General features: G+C 37.3%; 27 protein-coding genes and 1 pseudogene. 17 read left to right on the forward strand and 11 right to left on the reverse strand.

Translation table 11 applies throughout. The features are described from left to right. Positions 1-255 precede the first annotated feature (255 nt). From rlmD to CD152_RS01010, 3 genes are all read left to right on the forward strand, one after another. Positions 256-1,620 carry a 23S rRNA (uracil(1939)-C(5))-methyltransferase RlmD gene (gene rlmD / locus CD152_RS01000; protein ID WP_101140776.1) on the forward strand — a complete coding sequence of 455 codons (1,365 nt, stop codon included), beginning with the start codon at positions 256-258 and terminating at the stop codon, positions 1,618-1,620. Positions 1,621-1,784: 164 nt separating this feature from the next. Next, positions 1,785-2,849, forward strand: a complete 1,065-nt coding sequence (gene dinB / locus CD152_RS01005; protein WP_101037665.1) for a DNA polymerase IV — start codon at positions 1,785-1,787, stop codon at positions 2,847-2,849. A gap of 15 nt (positions 2,850-2,864) precedes the next feature. Next, the gene (locus CD152_RS01010; RefSeq protein ID WP_041636165.1) at positions 2,865-3,071 is read left to right on the forward strand and encodes a hypothetical protein; all 207 of its coding nucleotides are present in this window, start codon (positions 2,865-2,867) and stop codon (positions 3,069-3,071) included. A 24-nt stretch (positions 3,072-3,095) separates the two neighbouring features. Here the strand turns inward: CD152_RS01010 and CD152_RS12205 are convergent, their stop codons facing one another. Both CD152_RS12205 and CD152_RS12105 read right to left on the reverse strand, forming a co-directional pair. Next, positions 3,096-3,443, reverse strand: coding sequence for a BRCT domain-containing protein (locus CD152_RS12205; RefSeq protein WP_331463263.1), 348 nt, complete (start codon positions 3,441-3,443; stop codon positions 3,096-3,098). A gap of 33 nt (positions 3,444-3,476) precedes the next feature. After that, positions 3,477-3,989 (reverse strand): annotated as a pseudogene (locus CD152_RS12105) (3'-5' exonuclease); the annotation flags it as partial. A gap of 153 nt (positions 3,990-4,142) precedes the next feature. On the opposite strand from CD152_RS12105, the gene CD152_RS01020 reads away from it, so the two are divergent. Beyond that, positions 4,143-5,225: a YkvI family membrane protein gene (locus tag CD152_RS01020; protein ID WP_103214244.1), complete on the forward strand. Its 1,083-nt coding sequence runs from the start codon at positions 4,143-4,145 to the stop codon at positions 5,223-5,225. A 5-nt stretch (positions 5,226-5,230) separates the two neighbouring features. Here the strand turns inward: CD152_RS01020 and CD152_RS01025 are convergent, their stop codons facing one another. The 4 genes from CD152_RS01025 to CD152_RS01040 form a co-directional block, all read right to left on the reverse strand. Further along, positions 5,231-5,407 carry a FeoB-associated Cys-rich membrane protein gene (locus CD152_RS01025; RefSeq protein WP_083754287.1) on the reverse strand — a complete coding sequence of 59 codons (177 nt, stop codon included), beginning with the start codon at positions 5,405-5,407 and terminating at the stop codon, positions 5,231-5,233. A gap of 9 nt (positions 5,408-5,416) precedes the next feature. After that, on the reverse strand, positions 5,417-7,393 hold the full coding sequence (gene feoB, locus CD152_RS01030) for a ferrous iron transport protein B (protein ID WP_101140774.1): 1,977 nt from the start codon (positions 7,391-7,393) through the stop codon (positions 5,417-5,419). Further along, entirely contained in the window at positions 7,386-7,622 is a 237-nt protein-coding gene (locus CD152_RS01035) for a FeoA family protein (RefSeq protein WP_041636164.1), read from the reverse strand. Before CD152_RS01035 ends, feoB begins: the two co-directional genes overlap by 8 nt. A gap of 162 nt (positions 7,623-7,784) precedes the next feature. Next, on the reverse strand, positions 7,785-8,285 hold the full coding sequence (locus CD152_RS01040; protein ID WP_101141398.1) for a ferritin: 501 nt from the start codon (positions 8,283-8,285) through the stop codon (positions 7,785-7,787). Between the two features lie 156 nt (positions 8,286-8,441). On the opposite strand from CD152_RS01040, the gene murT reads away from it, so the two are divergent. The 3 genes from murT (at position 8,442) to scdA (ending at position 11,359) form a co-directional block, all read left to right on the forward strand. Next, positions 8,442-9,758 carry a lipid II isoglutaminyl synthase subunit MurT gene (gene murT / locus CD152_RS01045; RefSeq protein ID WP_101141400.1) on the forward strand — a complete coding sequence of 439 codons (1,317 nt, stop codon included), beginning with the start codon at positions 8,442-8,444 and terminating at the stop codon, positions 9,756-9,758. Next, entirely contained in the window at positions 9,755-10,480 is a 726-nt protein-coding gene (gene gatD / locus CD152_RS01050) for a lipid II isoglutaminyl synthase subunit GatD (protein WP_103214245.1), read from the forward strand. Before murT ends, gatD begins: the two co-directional genes overlap by 4 nt. Before the next feature lie 204 nt (positions 10,481-10,684). Further along, positions 10,685-11,359: an iron-sulfur cluster repair di-iron protein ScdA gene (scdA, locus tag CD152_RS01055; protein ID WP_103214246.1), complete on the forward strand. Its 675-nt coding sequence runs from the start codon at positions 10,685-10,687 to the stop codon at positions 11,357-11,359. A 144-nt stretch (positions 11,360-11,503) separates the two neighbouring features. On the opposite strand, the gene CD152_RS01060 is transcribed toward scdA, so the two are convergent. Continuing rightward, positions 11,504-12,493: an FUSC family protein gene (locus CD152_RS01060; RefSeq protein WP_101141405.1), complete on the reverse strand. Its 990-nt coding sequence runs from the start codon at positions 12,491-12,493 to the stop codon at positions 11,504-11,506. A 124-nt stretch (positions 12,494-12,617) separates the two neighbouring features. Here CD152_RS01060 and map point away from each other — a divergent pair, with 124 nt between their 5' ends. The 5 genes from map (at position 12,618) to CD152_RS01085 (ending at position 16,169) form a co-directional block, all read left to right on the forward strand. Beyond that, a complete protein-coding gene (map, locus tag CD152_RS01065; protein WP_012657519.1) occupies positions 12,618-13,373 on the forward strand; it encodes a type I methionyl aminopeptidase in 756 nt (251 codons plus the stop codon). A 93-nt stretch (positions 13,374-13,466) separates the two neighbouring features. After that, positions 13,467-13,820 carry a hypothetical protein gene (locus tag CD152_RS01070; RefSeq protein ID WP_086039121.1) on the forward strand — a complete coding sequence of 118 codons (354 nt, stop codon included), beginning with the start codon at positions 13,467-13,469 and terminating at the stop codon, positions 13,818-13,820. Between the two features lie 12 nt (positions 13,821-13,832). Continuing rightward, entirely contained in the window at positions 13,833-14,528 is a 696-nt protein-coding gene (liaF, locus tag CD152_RS01075) for a cell wall-active antibiotics response protein LiaF (RefSeq protein ID WP_103214247.1), read from the forward strand. Further along, a complete protein-coding gene (locus tag CD152_RS01080) occupies positions 14,525-15,544 on the forward strand; it encodes a sensor histidine kinase (RefSeq protein ID WP_099483427.1) in 1,020 nt (339 codons plus the stop codon). The genes liaF and CD152_RS01080 overlap by 4 nt, the downstream gene beginning before the upstream one ends. A gap of 1 nt (position 15,545) precedes the next feature. Beyond that, positions 15,546-16,169 carry a response regulator transcription factor gene (locus CD152_RS01085; RefSeq protein WP_012657515.1) on the forward strand — a complete coding sequence of 208 codons (624 nt, stop codon included), beginning with the start codon at positions 15,546-15,548 and terminating at the stop codon, positions 16,167-16,169. Between the two features lie 36 nt (positions 16,170-16,205). On the opposite strand, the gene CD152_RS01090 is transcribed toward CD152_RS01085, so the two are convergent. From CD152_RS01090 to CD152_RS01100, 3 genes are read right to left on the reverse strand one after another with little or no spacing between them, the layout of a single operon-like run. After that, the gene (locus CD152_RS01090) at positions 16,206-16,784 is read right to left on the reverse strand and encodes a beta-class carbonic anhydrase (RefSeq protein ID WP_101141410.1); all 579 of its coding nucleotides are present in this window, start codon (positions 16,782-16,784) and stop codon (positions 16,206-16,208) included. 19 nt (positions 16,785-16,803) lie between these two features. Next, a complete protein-coding gene (locus CD152_RS01095) occupies positions 16,804-17,832 on the reverse strand; it encodes a YihY/virulence factor BrkB family protein (protein WP_101141412.1) in 1,029 nt (342 codons plus the stop codon). 24 nt (positions 17,833-17,856) lie between these two features. Beyond that, positions 17,857-18,162, reverse strand: a complete 306-nt coding sequence (locus tag CD152_RS01100; protein ID WP_012657512.1) for a YtxH domain-containing protein — start codon at positions 18,160-18,162, stop codon at positions 17,857-17,859. A 173-nt stretch (positions 18,163-18,335) separates the two neighbouring features. Between CD152_RS01100 and CD152_RS01105 the strand changes: the two genes are divergently transcribed. The 4 genes from CD152_RS01105 (at position 18,336) to CD152_RS01115 (ending at position 20,611) form a co-directional block, all read left to right on the forward strand. After that, complete coding sequence (locus tag CD152_RS01105) at positions 18,336-18,533, forward strand: DUF1128 family protein (protein WP_041636162.1); 198 nt, start codon at positions 18,336-18,338, stop codon at positions 18,531-18,533. A gap of 11 nt (positions 18,534-18,544) precedes the next feature. After that, the gene (locus tag CD152_RS01110) at positions 18,545-19,774 is read left to right on the forward strand and encodes an aminopeptidase (protein WP_099483422.1); all 1,230 of its coding nucleotides are present in this window, start codon (positions 18,545-18,547) and stop codon (positions 19,772-19,774) included. A gap of 55 nt (positions 19,775-19,829) precedes the next feature. Further along, entirely contained in the window at positions 19,830-20,003 is a 174-nt protein-coding gene (locus CD152_RS11790; protein WP_165980564.1) for a hypothetical protein, read from the forward strand. 89 nt (positions 20,004-20,092) lie between these two features. Then, positions 20,093-20,611, forward strand: a complete 519-nt coding sequence (locus CD152_RS01115; protein WP_181451698.1) for an acyl-CoA thioesterase — start codon at positions 20,093-20,095, stop codon at positions 20,609-20,611. 133 nt (positions 20,612-20,744) lie between these two features. On the opposite strand, the gene yfkAB is transcribed toward CD152_RS01115, so the two are convergent. Next, positions 20,745-21,872: a radical SAM/CxCxxxxC motif protein YfkAB gene (gene yfkAB / locus CD152_RS01120; RefSeq protein ID WP_101141415.1), complete on the reverse strand. Its 1,128-nt coding sequence runs from the start codon at positions 21,870-21,872 to the stop codon at positions 20,745-20,747. A gap of 131 nt (positions 21,873-22,003) precedes the next feature. On the opposite strand from yfkAB, the gene CD152_RS11795 reads away from it, so the two are divergent. Then, positions 22,004-22,162: an SE1561 family protein gene (locus CD152_RS11795; protein WP_157819712.1), complete on the forward strand. Its 159-nt coding sequence runs from the start codon at positions 22,004-22,006 to the stop codon at positions 22,160-22,162. Position 22,163 lies beyond the last annotated feature (1 nt).

The raw sequence follows: 22,163 nt of genomic DNA on the forward strand, positions 1-22,163 counted from the left end.
TTCCTATAAGATAATAGAGGAGTAGAAAAGTGTTCCACAAATGGGTCCAATAGAGCATTTCTTATTTTAATAAGATAGACAAAACATTCATATTGAAGGATAATAAGTCTACTGCCCTTGGATTCCCGAGCTATAATATGGATTTATTCCACGAACTGACTCATAGCATCGACCTTATACAAGAAGCAAGATACAGAACTACCCGGGGAGCAATCAATAACAGTCACTTTGTACAAATAAACTATAGGAGTAATTATGAAACAAATTAAATTTAACAAGAATGAAGTACTTACTGGAACAGTCGTAGATTTAACACATGAAGGTGCGGGCGTTGTAAAGATTGAGGATTATCCGTTCTTCGTTGAAGGTGCATTACCTGGCGAAGAAGTTTCAATCAAGGTCATGAAAGTCGGTAAAACATTTGGGTTTGCAAGACTTGAGAAAGTATTAACAAAAAGCGCTGACCGTGTTGAAGAGAAAGATATTATCGGCAGACAAGTAGGTACGATGACGCTGCAGCACATGTCATATGATGCACAACTTAAGTTTAAGCAGCATCTCGTTGAAAGTGCATTTATACGATTAGGGAAATTTAAAAAAGTAAAAGTATGGAAAACAGTCGGAATGGATTACCCATATGAATATCGTAACAAAGCGCAAATTCCAGTACGTTCAGTAAACGGTAACGTTGAAACAGGATTCTTTAGAAAGAACAGTCATCAGCTCGTCCCTGTAGAGAATTTCTATATTCAGCATAAAGCAATTGATGAAGCCATTGTTAAAGTGCGCGATATTCTGCGCAAATACGATATCGTCCCTTATAACGAGCGCAACCATAACGGAGAAATTCGCCATATCGTCGTAAAACGAGGTCATTATACAGGTCAACTGATGATTATTCTCGTAACAAACAAGAAACGATTAGCAAATATTGAATCGATTACACATGATATCGTGAACACAATCGATAACGTTGAAAGCGTTGTATTAAACTTCAACAATCAAGAAGGCAACGTAATTCTAGGACGTAACAATACAGTATTACACGGAACACCGTATTATACAGATAAGATTTTAGGACTAGAATTCAGAGTATCACCGAACTCATTCTTCCAGGTGAATACACCACAAGCAGAAGCATTATATAAGCTTGCCCTTGAAGCGGCAAACCTAAAAGGACATGAAACGGTACTGGATGCTTATTGTGGTATCGGAACAATCTCGCTTGCACTCGCACAGCATGCAGAACAAGTCTATGCGATGGAAATTGTACATGAATCGATTAAAATGGCGAAGCAGAACGCGAAGATGAACGGTATTGATAACGTTCACTTTGAAACAGGTTCAGCAGATGAAATCTTACCGAAGTGGAGCGAACAAGGCGTGAAGTTTGACGTCGCAGTCGTAGATCCACCACGTAAAGGATTAGATGATGACTTTATTCAGACATTAATTAATCAAAGCCCTAAAACAATCGTCTATGTCAGCTGTAATCCAGGGACATGTGCACGTGACTGCCGTAAGTTTGCAGATGCAGGCTATAAATTAGAATACGTAAAGCCAGTGGACTTATTTCCACAAACACCACATGTGGAATGTGTTGTGAAATTAACGAAATAATATAAAACGTATAGTCATTTGACTATACGTTTTATATTGATTGAAAGAATTAAATAAATATTTGAATGCACTAGTGATAAAGAAAAATATATATTCAAAGCATTTGTCATATAGATACTTTAACGAATATAATAAATATATTAGTAGATTAAAGAGTTGATATTATGAAAAGGATCATTCACATCGATATGGATGCGTTCTATGCGCAGGTGGAGCAGCGGGATAATCCTGAACTTAAAGGTAAGCCTGTTATCGTTGGTGGTAAGAGTCGTAATCGTGGCGTTGTGGCGACAGCGAGTTATGAGGCGAGGAAGTTTGGTGTGCATAGCGCGATGCCGACGTCTCGTGCATATCAGTTATGTCCAGATGGTTATTATGTGAGTCCTCGGTTTGACGTGTATAGGTCTGTGTCACAGCAAATTATGAATGTCTTCAAGAGTTACACCGATATTGTGCAGCCATTATCATTAGATGAGGCATACCTCGATATTACGCATCTCGTACGTCCGGATCTTGGTGCCAGCCAAATTGCGGCTTCTATTAAACATGATGTATATGAGGCAACACATTTGACGTGCAGTGCGGGTGTTTCTTATAATAAGTTTCTGGCTAAAATCGCTTCCGGTATGAATAAGCCGAACGGATTAACCGTCATCCATTATAATAACGTGCAGCAAATATTAGATGCATTGCCGATTGGTGAGTTTCCGGGTGTCGGTAAAGTGACTGAGCAGAAGATGCATAAGCTGAAGATAGCAACTGGCAAAGACTTACGTCAGTTATCCGAGATTGAACTTATTGAACAGTTCGGCAAGAAAGGATCAAGCTTATATAACAAAGCACGTGGGATTGGCACTGATATTATCGAGGTCGAACGTGAACGCAAATCAATCGGTAAGGAGACAACATTTGCGCATGATAAGAATGATGAATCCTATATTTTACGTATAATGAATGAGCAGACGGAGAAAGTCGCAGCGAAGCTTCAAAGCATGAATAAAGTAACAGATACGATAACAGTAAAGATTAAGACAAGCGACTTTGAGAGCCATACGAAGCAGATGAAGCTGCTCGATTTTACTGATCAGGCAGATAAGATATATGCAACAGCTGTTTTGCTCTATACAGATTTAAAGCTAGAGAATGAAGAAATTCGTTTAGTCGGCGTCCAGGTAGGGAATATAAAAAATAAAGTGTACGAAAATCTAACGATATATGATTTTCTCTAGAAATGAGGAACAATTATGAAATTCAAATTTGCGATTATTGGAATAACTGCACTGCTTATCGTGATGTATGTGATGCATGTCATTGAAAGTGGTTTTGATATATTACCGTTACTCGGCATTATTGCTGTAGCGGCATTTTTATTTTGGGTCGACCACAAATTAGAGCGTCCTGTAACGAAGCAGAGTATTAAGAAGACAATTAAAGAAACAACGAAAAAGTAGCATTCGAATATGAATGCTACTTTTTTATATGTCATAAAATGCAATTAAGTCCTTCAATTTATCATCATTGATGAGCATAATTTCATTACCGAGCGCAATTTTATTACGTACGATACCCTCTTTTTTTGCAACCCCTTGCTTAGATTTACCCATAATAAAGATATCGATGGTATCTATCTCTTCTGTATATATACCACCGTTATTTACGATATACTGTACGATGTCCTTGCGCTTCATGTGCAGTGTACCTGTTATTGCGATGCGCTTGTTATAGAATAGGTGATCTTTATTTACTTTAGATGTCTCAGGCGTGATACGATTCAAATCTGTCTGATAACGTGCCATTTGTGCACGCTTAGACTTAAGCGACATGCTGCTAATGTATTTCTTGCGTCGCTTATAAGTTAAATATTGATTGAGTGACTCATAGTTCTTCAACAATCGCACTGTAATCATGGCACATGCCTTTGCATCGTTTAATGCGTGATGATGACCGTGGAAATCAAGATTATAGTATGTCATCATATTTTTTAAGCTGTAGCTGTGGTTTGTTATCGTATCTCTCGCCATAATGCAGGAACAGAAGTAGGGTAGCGTCGGCATTTCAAAGTGATAACGTTTAATCGATGCATGTAGGACTTTCATATCAAACTGTGCAAAGTGACACACAACTGGTAAGTCTCCAATGAATGACAGCATATGAAGATAGACAGTTTTAAATGTAGGCGCTGTGATAACATCTTCGGGTTTTATATTATGAACATTTATATTTGAAGTGTTGAAGTTTGTTTCGGGATTTACGAGCGTATAGAAGGTTTCTGTCATCATATTATCTATAACTTTTACCATACCGACACTACAAATTGATGCAGCATCATGGTTTGCAGTCTCGAAATCTAATGCAATGAAAGAATTCATAAATACTCCTTTAAATTAATATTTCATTTATTCGGAAAATTAATAATTATTTCTAGAAAAATAGGGAATAAATTAATGGATATGCAAGTAATATTACATGATTTCTACTGGAATCTGTAATCATTTGACTTGTTAATAGACTGGGAGGATATTATGAAGAAGGTTTTTCTAATTAGTAGTGCCTTTATTGGCGTTATCGTAGGTGCTGGATTTGCATCAGGGCAAGAGATACTGCAGTACTTTACAAGCTTTGGAACAATGGGGATATTCGGTGCGATTGTATCAACCATATTATTCGCGTACGTCGGGATGATTCTTGTCTGGGCAGGTAGCAAGACAGAAGCGGATGATCACCAAATTGTGATTCAAAGATTGACAGATTATCCTGGAATCGGAAAAGTGTTAGCTTGGATAATAGATGTTGTACTGATTATTACGTTATTTAGTTTCGGTGTTGTGATGCTTGCCGGTGCTGGTTCTAACTTAGAACAGCAATTTGGCATACCGACAGCTTATGGAACAGCATTAATGGCATTAGTCGTAATTATCGCCGGAATGCTTAAAATTGACCATATCGTAAAGGTTATCGGTAACATTACACCATTTCTAGTTATTATGATTGTTATTATTTCGATTTATTGTATCGTGACATTAGACACACCCCATGCAGAACTAGATTATATTTCAAATACGGTAACTTCACCATTCCCACATTGGATTATTGCAGGTGTGAACTACGTATCGATGAACATAGGACTGGGTGCTGCAATGGCAATTGTTATCGGGGGTTCTGAAGGCAATAAACGTGCCGCTGCACTTGGAGGGTTAGTCGGAGGACTTGTATTAGGTTTACTGATTATACTTAGTCATCTTGCAATATTCTCTAAAATCGAGACTGTTAAAGACTTACCATTACCGATGCTCGGTATTGTAAATGAAATCTCACCAATTTTAGGTGTTGCAATGTCAGTAATTGTATTTGCGATGATCTTTAATACGGCACTTAGTATGTTTTACGCATTTACAGCACGTTTTACGATAGTAGGTACAGTGAAGTTTAAAGTGTTTTATATATTAACAACGCTTGCAGGTTTCGGATTAAGTTTCGTAGGATTTACGAAACTTGTGAACAAAGTATATCCGATACTCGGTAACATGAACTATTTATTGATTATCATTATCATGCTGGCTCCGCTGAAATTAAGGATGAATAACAAAAACAAGCAGCAGGCTTAATAAGCCTACTGCTTGTTTTTTAGATGTTCAAAGTCAATTTGATGTAATTCACACCCACAGTCCTGCTTTACGTCACAGCTGTTGCATTTACCTTCTTTTGACTTTTGAAAGAAATTGTATAGCGTAAAGATTGCGTATCCAAAGATGAGTACGAATAGGATGATATTAATTAATAGAGACATATTGACCTCCTAGAATAATAATCCGATTTGATATACTGCCATCGTTAATAAATAAGCAGTTGCGATAGGATAAGTTGTCGCAATCAAGGTCCATTTCCAAGATGATGTTTCTTTTCTGATTGCTGCAACAGTTGAGAGACATGGGATATAGAGCAGTATAAACAGCATAAAGCAATACGCTGATAACGGTGTAAACTGAGTATGGATCATGGATACTAGTGCATCGTCTTTAACTGCATAAATGATTGCCATCGCACTTACGATAACTTCTTTTGCAAGGAATCCGGGAATGAGTGTTGCGCCTGCCTGCCATGAGCTAAATCCTAAAGGTATTAACAACGGCGCAATAGCCCCGCCGATCATTGCAAGGAAACTGTCATCGATATCAACATTGAATCCTCCAGGGCCAGCATAGTTCAATAACCATATTAATACTGAACCACCGAATATAAATGTACCGGCTTTTCGTACGAATCCTTTACCCTTTTCCCACGTACTGCGCCATAATGTTTTTGTTGATGGCAGTCGGTAAGGGGGGAGTTCAACGATAAAAACAGATGTATCATTTTTCAGTACCGTTTTAGATAATACTAAACTTACAAGCAATGCAACGACGATACCGATAACGTATAAGCTTAACACGATGAGCGCCTGATTCTCCTTAAAGAATACACCAGCAAATAATGCATATACAGGTAAACGAGCAGAACATGACATAAACGGTGCTATAAGTATCGTCGTTAAGCGTTCTTTTTCTTCTTCTATACTACGTGCTGCCATTATACCAGGTACGTTACACCCGAAGCCAATAATCATCGGGATAAACGACTTACCATTGAGCCCAAATATTTCCATAACACGATCCATAATTACTGCAATTCTTGCCATATAACCTGAATCTTCAAGCAGTGAGATGAAGAAGAACAGTACAAGTATTTGTGGTACAAATACGAGTACGCCTCCGACGCCGGCGATAACCCCATCTGTTATTAAATCTTGTAAGAAAGGTACGACGCCGGCACCATCCATTAATGACTTCACAGTATCCGTTAATGGTCCAGCAAAGAACGCATCGAGCTTGTCAGAAAGCGGTGTACCAATCCATGTGAATGTTGTCTGAAAGATTAACCACATGATAAATAAGAAGATTGGAATACCGAATATATTATGCGTAACGATACGATCCAGTTTCTCAGTTAGATGCTGCTTCTCTTCATCTTGGTGAATCACCACATCAGTCAATAGCTGTGTAATAAACTGCGAACGTGATTGATGGATAGACTGCTTTACGTTCACTTTATTATCAAGTGCTGCTTTAATTTGCCTAAGAACCTCTGATTGACCGACAAATTCTACGACAGCTGGATTGCTGAGCAAGTATTGAATACTCAAGAATCTATGATGTTTCTTATCGATAGGAAGTGATGATAAATGTTTCGTTACTTCGTTGATTGCACTTTCGATACATGCATCATAATGTATCTTAAGCGGTCGATTCATGGAGAGATGTGTATCAGAAAGCGCATGTAATACTTCTGTCGACCCTTTCCCTGTACGTGCCACTACGGGTATAATAGGTGTCTTTAATTTCTTCATCAGTAAGTCATGATTAATATGAATACCGCGCTTATATGCAACGTCGATCATATTGAGTCCGATCATCATCGGTGCACCGAATTCCAGTAATTGAACTGTAAGCAGTAAGTTTCTCTCAAGTTGAGCAGCATCAACAATATTGACCATACCGTCAAATGACTCATTCAGTAAGAACTGTGTCACGACTTGCTCATCTTTAGAAATAGGGAGTAAGTCGTATATCCCTGGTAAGTCTACTAGCTGTCCAGCTTGCTCCTTTAACTTACCAACCTTTTTATCTACAGTTACGCCGCTCCAGTTACCCACATATTCGTAAGACCCTGTTAATGCATTGAATAACGAGGTCTTACCGACATTCGGATTGCCGAGCAGACAGTATGTGCTACCCATGTACTTGCTCCAGCATGATCTGACACGCATCACAATTGCGGATGCAAATTTGCTGACCATTTTTATCTAACGTACAAGGACCTTTGAATAGACTTTTCTGTTTGATTTTGATTAAGCTGCCTTCTGTAAATCCAAGTGCATATAATCGATGCAACATTTGTGGATTCATAAAATTCATTGATTTAATTTTGTACATTTCATTGCGCTTTGCATTAGCAACATGTAGCATATGAACACCTTCTTAAGATAATTGATAATTATTTTCAGTGAAAGTGTACCACTACTGATAATATTTCTCAATAATTATTTCTGATGAATTAACGCGAAATGAAGGGGATTCTAATGCATACTAAAAAAGACCAGTAAACAAAATCGTTTACTGGTCGCCTTATTATTCAGGGTGGAAGTCTCGTTTACCAAGTTCCTTTTCATATAGATAAAGTGCATTTGCATTATCTTTAATACGACGAATATAGTCGATATGCTTCTTGAACATTGCTTCTTCTTCGACTTGTTCATCTAAGAACCAGTTTAAGAATGAAATTGTTGCATACTCATTATCATTTTTTGCGAGCTCGGCTAGATTGTAGAAGTTCTTTGTCACCTGCTGTTCTTGTGCAAGCCCTGCCTCAAATGTATCAAGAATTGTGGCAAAATCAGTCTTCGGTGCTTTGATTTCTGAGAAGATGGCATGCTGATCACGGTCGTTTAAGTAGTTATAAATCTTAGTCCCATGGAAACGCTCTTCTTCAGCTTGTTGTTCATAGAAATTAGCAAATCCGTCATAACTTTCTTTAGCACAATAAGCAGCCATTGCCATATAGGCATGTGCAGCCTGGAACTCTTCGTTCATCTGTTTGTTTAAAGCGTCTGTTAATGTTTGAGATAGCATAATATAACCTCCTTTAGTCGTTACAGTTATTATAGTATAGTTTAAATTGTAAATATAATAATATGGTATAACACCTATACTGATAAATACAAATGTAAATTGATATGCGAATAATTTGTATGATGATATAATAAAGTGTTGAATAAGGAGGTACGTATGAAAAAATTTGCTGCTATAAATGTTGCGAAAGTCGCGAGGAAGTTAAGTATCATGGCGGGTAAGCGTGGTACGGATTTGCCTGGTCAAATCGCACGTAAAATGGATTCAGATATATTAAGGAAATTAAGCGCACAAGTTGATGAAGTTGTGTTTATTTCCGGTACAAACGGTAAGACGACAACTAGTAATTTAATTGGGCATACATTAAAGAAAAATGGTATTTCAATTATTCATAATACAGAAGGTGCTAATATGGCAGCAGGTATCACATCGAGCTTTATCGTACAGTCTTCTAAACAAACGAAACTCGCGATTATCGAGATTGATGAAGGTTCAATACCTCGTGTGCTGGATGAAATGACTCCTACTAAGATGGTGTTTACAAACTTCTTCCGCGATCAGATGGATAGATTTGGTGAAATTGATATATTAGTAGATCGTATTGCCGACAATATTAAAGGTAAAGGTATTGAACTGATACTCAACGCAGATGATCCATTTGTATCACGGTTAAAGATTGCAAGTGATGATGTTGTATACTATGGCATGAAGAGTCATGCCCATACATTTGAAGAAAGTACGATGATTGAAAGTAAGTACTGCCCGAACTGTGGAAAGATGCTGATATATGATTGGATTCATTACAACCAGATTGGTCACTACCATTGTTCATGTGGATTCAAACGTGAACAACCGAAATATGAAGTAGAATCATTGAATGAGAATCCATTTTTAAATCCTGTCATTAACGGCTATACATTCAACATGCTGATTGCTGGAGATTTTAATGTATTCAATATCATTGCAGCATATAGTGTGCTGCGTGAACTAGGATTAAATGATGAGTCGATTGATAAAGGATTTAGCACATATCAATCTGACAATGGTCGTATGCAGCGCTTTAGTAGAGGAAGCAAATCTGCAATTGTCAATCTAGCGAAGAATCCGGCAGGACTTAATGCCAGTTTTTCTGTTGGTGAGAAGATAGAAGGTGCTAAAAGTTATATTATCAGCTTAAATGATAATGGTGCAGATGGCAGAGATATATCATGGATCTGGGATGCGGATTTTGAGAAACTTGCGCGTCAAAATATTCCTTATATTATGTGTACAGGGAATCGTGCAGAAGAAATCGCGCTAAGACTGAAATATGCAGAAGTGGATGCGCATATTGAAGTTGATCAAGATATTCGACGAGCAACAAAGTCAGTACTTGAACGTCCAGAATATACTGTATGTATCCCGAACTATACATCGCTTGAACCGATGCATCAGACACTTACAGCATACTTTGAAGGAGGGCATAATGAATGAGTAAAGCGATAGAAATATTTCATTTTATGCCGGATAAACTCAATTTATATGGCGATATCGGAAATATTATTGCACTTAAAAAACGTGCAGCGTGGCATGGTATTGATGTAAATGTCACGGACATTAATACGACAACCGGGATTAAGATTAGCGATGCGGACCTACTATTTATTGGTGGTGGAAGTGACCGTGAACAGAAAATTGCCACGGATGATCTATTCCGTGTGAAAGATGACTTTAAAGCAGCGATAGAAGATGGTATGCCTGCACTTACGATATGCGGGGGCTATCAGTTCCTTGGTGAGAAGTACATTACACCTGACGGCCAGGAATTACGTGGACTGAATATATTAGATTTCTATACAGAATCTAAACCAGAACGTTTAGTAGGTGATATTGTTATTGAGTCTGAAACATTCGGACAGATTGTAGGATTTGAGAATCATGGTGGAAGAACGTATCATAATTACGGAACACTCGGCCGTGTCGTGAGTGGATTTGGAAACAACGATGAAGATAAAGAAGAGGGTCTTCATTATAAGAATCTATTAGGGACGTATCTGCACGGACCAATATTACCGAAGAACCATGAAATTACCGATTATTTATTGCGCACAGCATGTGAACGTAAAAATATTGAATTCCCGGAAGTCACACTTGATAATGTACGCGAAGAAGCGGCAAAACAAGTAATTGTAAGAAGATTACTCGAAGAAAAGTAACTGAAATTAAGTAATAGTGAGATGTTACTAATACACGCGATGTAGAAATTATTATTTTCTGCATCGTGTTTTTTATATAAATTGAAATATCACTAACGAAGTGATTTTTGTGACAAATTAAAGAATAATCTTAAAGATACATTTTGAATATATCTTAAAGGTGTATAATAAAGGTGTATTAAATAATAAAACGGAGTGATGATTATGATTACAGCAAATATGAAAGTATCAGATATCGTTAAACAATTACCTAAAGCTGCGGATATATTCAGAAAAAATCGAATTGACTTTTGTTGCGGAGGTGATATTTCTCTGAGTGAAGCAATACATGAAAAGAGCGCGCCGATTGAAACATTACTTGAAGAAATTAACCAATTAGACAACGAATCAAGTGACGGATTAGATGTACAATATTTAGATAACAGAAGTTTGATTAACTATATCCAGAATAAATATCATAAACCGCTCGAAGAAGAGTTCAGAAGCTTAATGCCGTACATTACGAAAGTGGCGAAAGTACACGGGGAGCGTCATCCGCATTTAATTGAAATGAAGACTTTAGTGATGAAGTTAAGAGATGAACTCATTGAACATACGAAAGACGAAGATGATACTGTATTCCCATTAATTATCGAATACAGTGACAATCCAACAGAAGAGTTGCGCGCTCAGCTACAACCACATATTGATGAGCTTGAAAGTGAACATGACGGTGCGGGGGGTATGCTTAAACGACTACGTGAAATTACGAATGACTTTACGCCACCAATGGATGCATGTGGTACATACAGAGTTGTTTATCAACGATTAGCCATGCTTGAACGAGAGACATTCCAGCATGTACACCTTGAGAATAATGTATTATTTGAAAGACTTTAGATTTGGTGCGTGTGCGAGTGTGCGTGAGTGTCCGAAAAAGTGCCACTCGCACATAAAAGTATCTGTGAGTGGCCAATCCTCGGCATTCATATAATATTCTCCCCATAAAAATACGGAACGTCTACAACGAGACGTTCCGTATTTTTATTTCACTCTATTCGGGTGATCCATCAGTAATCTGTTAATCATCAATATTTCATAGATGTAATGACTGCGCATTTGATTGTCATCAAACTCTGTCAAATGCTTCACGCTCATCTTAAGTAGGCTGAGTGCTTTTCTGTCTGGCGTATATGTGCGATTCTCTCCAAACTGTTTGAACGCATTAACTAAATGATTCAGCGCTTCTTTTTCCTGAACAGTTAACGTAAAATATGTCCCATCCGGTAATAAAATCATTTGATTCACATGAAGTTGAATGAGTCTATTAACATCAAGACGATGTTTCAACTGTGTAATTTCATATTTTATCGCTTTATCTTCATGAAATTGAAGTTCTTCTTTTTGATATTGCAGCAACGTATCGATTTTATTAATCAGTTTATTCGATTCTTCTACAAGTGGGGTAGCACTACTTAGATCAGACAATCCAGAATTAATTTCAGTTGCACGTAAAGATAGCATGTGCATCAACTTCGACTCTAATACATCGAGTAGTTGGGCGATTTGTATATGATATTTCGGTGGCATCACAAAGAAGTTAACGATACCAGCTGTTGTTAGACCGATTGTCGTTGTAGCAAGCCTGGAGAAGAAATTAAACGCAAAGTCCTGATGAATGTTTGGTACCATCGCTACAGCCGTAAGACTTGCTACAAGGAGACCGTCATAGAGTTTCAGTTTGTAGCATACGAATATTGTTGCGGTTGCAGCGATACTATAGCTTAAAGGCGAATCGCCTAAGAAATATGTACTTGTAACTGCGATAAATGCTCCGAGTATTGATGCAGGAAATCTGACAAATGCCTTTTTCAATGAAGCGCGGGCAGTCGGTTCAATAGAAACGATTGATGTAATAACTGCAAAGATTGCAGGTAAATTTAATAATTGACATATTAATGCAGTCAAAAACGTCGCAAGCCCTGTTTTGATTGTTCTTGCACCGATTAATTTCTTGAACCAGTTAATTTTCATTGTAATCATTCCAATTGTGTAATAGTTTGAGTCTGTTATAATAAACAGTGATGAATATATGATATTGAATTTATACCTTATAATCAATACATATCCTTAAATTAAACTGAAAGAAGAGATTATTATGATCGTAAAATCAAAGCAAGACCTAGAAGGTTTACAAGCAATCGGTAAAATTTGTGCAGAAATCCGTGACACATTGAAAGCGTCGGCAAAGCCTGGTATGACAACGAAAGAACTTGATAATATTGCAAAGGAATTATTTGAAAAGCATGATGCGAAGAGCGCCCCGATTACTGAATATGACTTCCCAGGATATACTTGTATCAGTGTGAATGAAGAAGTGGCACACGGCATCCCAGGGACACGTATTATTAATGAAGGAGATCTTGTGAACGTCGATGTTTCAGGTTGTAAAGATGGCTATTATGCTGACACAGGTATTTCATTCGTAGTTGGCGAAGCTTCAGAGCCAATGAAACAAAGGGTGATCGATGTTGCAGAGATGGCATTTAATGAGGCGATGACGAAGATTAAACCAGGAGCGAAGTTAAGCAATATAGGCCGTGCGGTGAATGCCACTGCACGTAAGAATGGTTTAACAGTGATTAAAAACTTAACAGGTCATGGCATTGGTAAGAGCTTGCACGAAGAACCACAGCACATTATGAATTATTATGACCCAATGGATAAAGTACTGCTTAAAGAAGGAATGGTACTAGCAGTTGAGCCGTTCATTTCTTCTAAAGCGACAATCGTTACAGACGGTAAGGATGAGTGGGCGTTTGAGACGAAAGATAAAAGTTTTGTTGCACAAATTGAACATACAATCGTAGTTACAGCTGAAGGCCCATTGTTTTTAACTAAATTAGAAGACTAGTCCTAAAGTCTGAGAAAAGAATCGTTCCAGAGCCGCTTTTTACGGCTTTGGAACTTTTTTATAATTAAAGTACTAACCGTAGGAGGAAGTACTATGCGAAAGATTAAAACGCACCTCAATAGAACCGTCAAACGATGTATAGAAAATACCTTTTACATGCAAATTGCTGCAAGTTATAAGAAGATTTCGGATATTAATTTACTTAAAAGTATGAAGATAAATGAAGTTATAAAGTTATCGTGTGAGAAAGTACATGTACAAGAGGAACTTGACGCGATTGAGTCTGCTGTTTCTAATAAGCTTTTACATAATCGCACGCCACTAATACAGAAAATTAATGACCTTGATCATGATATTGATGAAATTGAACAATTACTTGCAAATTTAGAAATTGAAAAGCAAAATATACAGTATGAAATATTATTGTTATCGAACGTAAAACCATAAGGATGTGACGCTTTGAAGCAAATTGTGAATTCGGAAATGTTAATCGCATTCTTCACATTAATACTACTTTCAAATATTTATTATATTTTCTTCGTGAAAATCGGGATGCTGCTTGTTATCGTAGCTGGTATGCTCATGATATACTTTAGCATGATGATGAAAGAGAATCTGAGGGGACTCATCATACTTTGGATTGGTGTTATTATGCTGTTATTTGGCATGTTATCTAATCCATATACTTTGATTGTTATCTTCTTATTTATTGTTATTGTAGCGATCCGTTATATTATCTATAAGAAACAACCAATGAAAGTAATCCAGACGAATGATGACAGTATGTCGATTCATAAGCAGTCACTGCTGAGCTTTCAATCGACACCTGATAAGGTATACAAGTTTGAAGATATGAACCTGCAGCATTTTGTTGGAGATATGGACATCGATCTTACACAAGCTGCTAACTTAAAGCAATCCAATATCATAGTGATTCGCAATGCAATTGGAAAGACGACGATTACAGTACCACATCGTTATCAAGTGAAGGTGGATTACACAACGCTATACGGACAGCTCAACTTTAAAGAGCATTATGTGAAAAAAGCGCGTAACGAACGTGTAGTGTACGAAACTGAAGGATACCCAAACGGTGTAGAGATTAAACTATTCGTATCGTCAATCGTAGGAGATCTCGAGGTGCAGTACCGATGAATAATTATACGAAGATGATCGGAACAATGCTTATACTTGTCTATAGTTTAGCGGTTGTGTTCTTTATTCTAGATCGAATATTCGTCAACATCATTTACTTTCAAGGAATGCTGTATACACAAATTGTCGGTGTACCCGCCTTTTTATTTTTAAATGTAACGGTTATACTTGCATGTATTATTATGGGCTCCATCGTTGCATATCGCCAGAACGAACAACTTATGCTTATTAAAAATGAAATTGAACAAATTGAAGACGGGGTACAAATCAATACCACAATCGATCAGAATATGGAAGTCATTGATGTACTGCATGCAATTAATGAAGTAAGCGTATCGATGGCGAATATTAAACGACAGAATCAGCTGGTTACAAACGATGTACATAAGATAAATGAAGAGACGGTGAAGCAGATCGTTGAAGAAGAACGACAAAGGCTCGCACGAGAATTGCACGATTCTGTGAGTCAGCAACTGTTTGCCGCATCTATGATGTTATCTGCACTAAAAGCAGGGACACATGAAGAGAAAGTGAGATCGCAGCTCGAATTACTGGATAAAATGTTACGAGAAACACAGCTTGAAATGCGTGCGTTGTTGCTACACTTACGACCAATCGGACTGAGGAACAGAACGCTGGAAGAAGGCATTCAGCAACTACTAAAAGAACTGAAACAGAAGATACCCCTTCATATCACATCAGATATCGAAGACATACAGCTCGAAAAAGGTGTGGAAGATCATCTGTTTAGAATCGCCCAGGAATCCATTTCTAATACATTGAGGCATGCTGAAGCGACGCAGATTGTTATCGAACTGTTTAAAGCAGGAAATAAAGTAATACTCAGGTTAAGCGACGATGGCAAAGGGTTCGATATTGAACGAGTTGATGATTCAAGATACGGACTTAATACGATGAAAGAACGAGCACTCGAAATTGGCGGTACATTTCAAATTATATCGGCACCACAGTCAGGCACTCGTATCGAAGTGAAAGTGCCATTAGAGGAGGCATAACATGCGCGTAATATTTGTAGATGATCATGAGATGGTCAGAATCGGAATATCAAGTTATTTATCGATGCAAGAAGGTATTGAAATTGTTGGAGAAGCATCAAACGGCAAAGAAGGGATAGAGAAGACGTTAAATCTTAAACCGGACATTGTACTTATGGATATGGTAATGAATGAGATGGACGGGATTGAGGCGACAGCGCAAATTAAATCTCAAATGCCAAAGGTGAAAGTTGTGATGCTTACAAGCTTTATAGAAGATAAAGAAGTATATCGAGCACTAGATGCTGGTGTGGACAGTTACATATTAAAGACGAGTAGCGCTGAAGAAATAAGAGATGCGATTATTAAAACATATCAAGGTGAATCTGTATTTGAAAAAGAAGTGATGATGAAGATGCGCGCACGTATGAACCAAAAGGCAGAACTACATGATATGTTAACAGAACGTGAGAAAGAGATATTATTACTGATTGCAAAAGGATATTCTAATCAGGAGATTGCAGATGCAAGCCATATTACGATTAAAACCGTGAAAACACATGTGAGCAATATACTGAGTAAACTTGAAGTACAGGATAGAACACAAGCAGTAATCTATGCATTTCAACATGATTTAATAGAATGAAAAAGAGTGAGATGCGGATGTCCGCATCTCACTCTTCTAGCGTTCTGTTTCTACATTATCATAACCATTTATCAGCAGTTCTACTTCACCGGTATGTGGTTCGATAACGAGTCCATGTACAGGTACTGAGCGATCGAATAGTGGATGATTATAAACCATTTTAACATTTTCACGTACGTTCTCGTTCACATCGTTAAAGCCGCTTAAGAAATGGTCTACGTCGATACCAGAGTGAATAATCGTATCCATCACTTCTTGCTTAATACCGCGACCGATCATGGTTGATTTAACTGTATCAACATTAAGACCACCCATCCCACAATCCTTATGCCCCATAATAATAATCTCTTCGGCACCTAATGCATAAATGCCGACAAGTAAGCTACGCATCGTAGAACCATAAGGGTGTGTGATTGTAGCGCCGGCATTCTTAACGGTTTTAACATCGCCGTTCTTAAGCCCAAGTGCTTTCGTTGATAATTCTTGCAACCTTGTATCCATACATGTTAATAGCACAGCCTTCATGTCTGGTACTTTAGATGTTTCATATTGTGTATAATCTTTGTTTTCAACAAACTTCTTATTAAATTCCAGCATGTTTGATAATAAAGTCAATGTTATCCCTCTTTCATTACTATTGATTAGAACTTAGTTTCTTTTCATGAATTATAGCATTAATCTGTGAACCAATAATAATGATAAATCCTGTTAAATATAACCATAACATTAAGACGATGATTCCTCCGATACTACCATAAGTCTTAGAGTAGTTACCAAAGTTGCTTACATAGTATCCGAATAGGAAGCTTGCGCCAATCCATGCAATCGTTGCAAACAAAGCACCTGGTATAACAGATTTAAATTGAAGTTTAATATTTGGTGCAATCGCATATAATGTCGTGAATACTATAAACGTAATAATTAGTGGAAGTGCGACTTTAACAAGCGAGAAAATCCATTTAAATTGTGATTCAAGACCGAACTGACCAAATAAATAATTGCCAATTTGTTCACCGAATACAGGTAATGCTAATGCAACACCAAATACAAGCACCATCACCACTGTAAATAACACACTAAGTAACTTTGATACGATAGGATTACGGGCATCTTCAACTTCATAGGATACATTAAATGCATTCATTAGTGCTGTCATACCATTAGATGCTGACCAAAGTGCCGCAATTAAACCGAACGATAGTAATCCGCCATTGGCATTGTTCATCACATCAGAGATTACATCAGTAATCATATTTGCTGCATCTCCAGGGGCATTCTTTGCGATCATATTCGTAATTGTTTCAGGTGATACTTTAAACAATGGGATTAATGTTAATAAGAAAATCAGCATTGGGAATAAAGATAGTAAGAAGTAATACGCGAGCTGTGCAGATAATCCTGCAGCATCGTCTTTACCAATTCTAAATAGTAACATACTTAGAAAATTACCGTCACTTTTATACTTTGCTGGTTTATTAATCTTTGAAACATATAATGTTTCGTCATCTTTCTTAGCCTGCTTTGATTTAAATCTTTGATTGTCTACATATTGCTCATTTTTATTAGAGAGCTTATTTTTGTTTTCTACCTCTACATTATGAGACTCAGGACCTTTTGCAGCCTGAGTCAGAAATTTAGAGGTACTCTTATTGTCCTTTGACATAATTTCACCTCAACTTATATTAAATTAACCGTTTGGTCCTGAGATTTTCTTTTGGTTTTTCTTTTCGATGAAAGTATCTTTAGCATCTAAGATTGCGCGTTCTAACTCTGGGTTATTACGACGGATTTCATCGATTGTTTCTTTCCAGTAAAGTAATTCATCCTTTAAGTTCATTACTTTATTCTTTGTTGAAGGCTGTGGTGTGATACCATTTTGTTTTGTTTTAACGACTGTACTCTTTACTGATTTACGCGTCTTTCTATCAGCCATTGATACTGCAGCACCGATGACTGCACCGGCAATTACAGCTGGGACTAATTTGTTGTTCATAATATATTCTCCTCTCAAATATAAGAAATGTGCTATCTGCACTTATTAATTATTATATAGCCAAAATGTAGATAGAATAAACAATTAAGAGTAAGTTTTTGAAAATAATTATTTTCAAAGTTAAGAATAGTTTGATAAAATGTTTATAGATTAAAAAATTGAAGAGGTGTCCCATGAATAAAGCAGAAATGATTGATGAAATTGTTAAGAAACTAAAACTCGTAAATATCGGAGTAATCAAGCCAGAATCTATAGATGATAACAAGATGGATGAACTGACAGAGATTTACGAGATGGTAAAAAAACGTGATACCTTTTCACCGAGTGAAATGTCTGCACTCACAGATGCATTAGGAAGTTTACGTAAATAAGGAGGATTACAATGTATAAAGAAGAACAATTAAAACAGTATGCAGCATTACTTGTCAAGGTAGGTATGAACGTTCAACCTGAGCAACGCGTTTATATTCGCGCAACGGTGGACGCGCAAGATTTCGTTCATCTTGTTGTTGAAGCGGCTTATGAGGCGGGTGCCAGCGATGTTAAAGTGAATTATAGTGACGATAAGTTGGCGCAGTTAAACTTCAAGTATCGTAAACAAGAAAGTTTCGAAAGTGTACCACAATATTTAGTGGATGAGCGTATGGATTATGCGAATGACTATGCAGCTCAGCTTGCACTTATTTCATCAAGTCCAGAAAACTTAAAGGATGCCGATCCTAAGAAAGTCTCTGCGAATATGAAGGCATACGGTACTGCTTTTAAAGATTATATGAAGATGATGCAATCAGATCAGTTCAGCTGGACTGTTGCAGCCTATCCTTCAACTGCATGGGCGAAGCTTGTATTCCCAGAACTTGATGAAACAGCAGCATTTGAAAAGTTATTAGATGCAATTTTAGATAGCGTACGTATGAATAGTGAGGATCCAGAAGCTGCATGGGCTACGCATAATCATAATCTTCACAGCAAAGCTGATTATTTAAACAATAAGAAATATGTAGCACTGCGCTATAAAGCACCGGGTACAGACCTTGAAATTGGATTGCCAGAAGGTCATATTTGGTGTGGTGCATCAAGTATTAATAAAGACGGTATAGAGTTCATGGCGAATATGCCAACAGAAGAAGTATTTACTGTACCACATAAAGATAGAGTAAATGGTTATGTCTCTAGCACTTTGCCACTGAGTTACGGCGGAAATATTATCGATAACTTTAAATTAACGTTTAAGGATGGGCAAGTAGTGGACTTTGAAGCGCAAACGGGTCAAGATATATTAGAGGGACTGCTAAATACAGATGACGCAGCGAAATATTTAGGAGAAGTCGCGCTCGTACCACATGATTCACCAATCTCTAATTCTAAGATCTTATACTATAACACATTGTTTGATGAGAACGCATCATGCCATTTAGCATTAGGTTCAGCATATCCATTCTGTCTTGAAGGTGGTAAGGAGCTGGATGATGCAGGACTTGAAGCTGCAGGACTGAACAACTCGATTACACATGAAGACTTTATGATTGGCTCAGCACAAATGAACATTTATGGTGTAACATCTGAAGGAAACGAAGAAGAGATTTTCTTAAATGGAAATTGGGCGTTTTAATTTAGAGAATTAAATGATAAAATAGGATTACTAATGGGTTAAGAGGAGGATGGACATGTCAGTAGCTATGATGTGGTTTGTACTTATTGCGTTTATCTTCGCAATTTTCGTATTTGGTGGCGTACTAATGATGTTTTTAGTTAAAGCTTTTGATTCTAAAGAAGCAGATATCATCGATACACCAGAAGAAGCGTTAGAAAAGAAAGTCTTTGCTGATAACGTTCACTAATAGTAATTGAGAGGATACGGATTAAGATTCCGCATCCTCTTTCTTTGTTTGATATAATATTGTCAACTATATATGAATGGGGAATAAATATGAGCGAACGATCAAAAAAATCAATGAATGCATCAAGAACTGTGAAAACACAGCAGATCTTCCCGTCGGATACGAATCATCATAATACATTGTTTGGTGGAAAGCTGATGGCGATGATTGATGACGTGGCGAGCATCGCAGCAACAAGACATTGTGGGAGATCAGTCGTCACTGCAAGTACAGATTCTGTAGATTTTCTGCAGCCGATAAGACCAGGAGAAATCGTATCAATGGTTGCACTTGTGACCTATACTGGGACATCTTCATTAGAAGTTTGTGTGAAAATAGTTGCTGAAAATATACTGGAACAAAGAAAGCATCTGGCGGCGATCAGTTTCTTAACGTTTGTTGCATTAGATGAGCATAATCTGCCGGTTATGGTGCCAGAAGTTGTTGCTGAGACTGAAGACCAGGTATGGCTGAATGAAACCGGGAAAGAACGTGCAAAAGTACGTAAAGAACGTCGAAGTAAGAGTAAGGACCTGCACCAGTTTTTCTCGAATAATTTAACGATATAGTATGGAGTGAGTGTCCAAAAAAGTGACACTCGCGCAGAAATAACATCACGAGTGTCCGTCAAACGTACACTCATCAAAACAAGCTCAACAAAAAATCACGTAAAGCATACTGCTTCACGTGATTTTTTAATTTCTATTGTTCGTGCATTCGTTTTTCGTTAGCTTTAAAGTCAATATCAGGATAATACATATTTTTCACGAGTAAGTTCGGACCGAGACATTTCACTTTCGGGCAGTGACAGTTAATCGTCTGATTGAGAGCACTCTGTTTCCACTTATCGTATACATCCTGGAGTGGTGTGTCAATAATATTATCGATTGTGCCTGTTTCATCGCCAAAGTCTGTCACGATGACATCTCCGGTAAACACGTTAACATTCAGTCGTGAACGTCCATCTGGATCATTACGGACTGTAACGTTCTTTGCACTGTGGACGTCATCTAAAAATGATAAGTCATCTGCATTCATAGAACATGGCAGTATTGGTAACGTACCAAATAACATCCATGTATCCTCATCTCTAAATGATAGTAATTGTCTGATTGCAGTTTTCGTTTCTTCTATTGTTAACACATTTAAATCACTTGCAAAGTCTGATGGGTACATCGGATGTACTTCGTGACGTGCACATTTCATGTCGTTGACGATTTCCTTATGAATCTTCTCTAGATAAGGTAGCGTACTTTTATTGAGCATCGTTTCTGCTGAGACAAACATGCCTGCCTCAGATAAGCGTCGTGCGTTCTCTATAATTTGTTCATATAATTTATAGCGTGCTTTAATTGGTGGCTTCTTATCCATAACGTGAAAGCCAACTTCCGCAAATTCATCGATCGTTCCCCAGTTATGAGAAATATGCATCACATCTATTAGATCGATTAATGGTTCATAGCGATCATAGTTTATCGTTAAGTTTGAGTTCATCTGTGTATAGATACCACGTGACTTAGCATATTCAAGTATAGGCGTTACTGTTTCTTTTATCGATTTTTTAGAGAACATCGGTTCTCCGCCTGTGATACTTAATGTTGATAAGTGTTCTACTTCATCTAAACGTTTAAGTATCGTCGTCATATCAATTGTATCTGGATCCTTGAGTTGCAACGTATAACCGACAGCACAATGTGCACAACGCATATTACATAGTGTTGTCGTCGTAAATTCTATATTAGATAACTTCGTCTCACCAAATTTCTCCACTTCCTTGTATGCTTCCCATGGATCATTGTGAATTGAAATTTTATCTTTTAAAGCGATCATAATTTGCCTTCTTTCCATTTATTGTCCGATTACTATTATGAACGTGTAAGGAGTGTTGTCAATAAATACATTGAAAGTTTAAGAAATCTGTTACATAATGAATACATTCATAGAATAAAAAGGAGTACATTATGACTAAAGATTCTTTAGAAGAAATTAAAGTAAAATTAAATGATTTTATGGAGACGATTGATTCGGTAAATCCTGAAACAACGGATATCCATGATATTGATGAATGGTTAGCGTTGCTTGATCAGTTAGAACAGAAAGTAAAATCAATTAAACATTAAG

This window comes from Macrococcoides caseolyticum, assembly GCF_002902665.1.
Lineage (GTDB): Bacteria > Bacillota > Bacilli > Staphylococcales > Staphylococcaceae > Macrococcoides > Macrococcoides caseolyticum.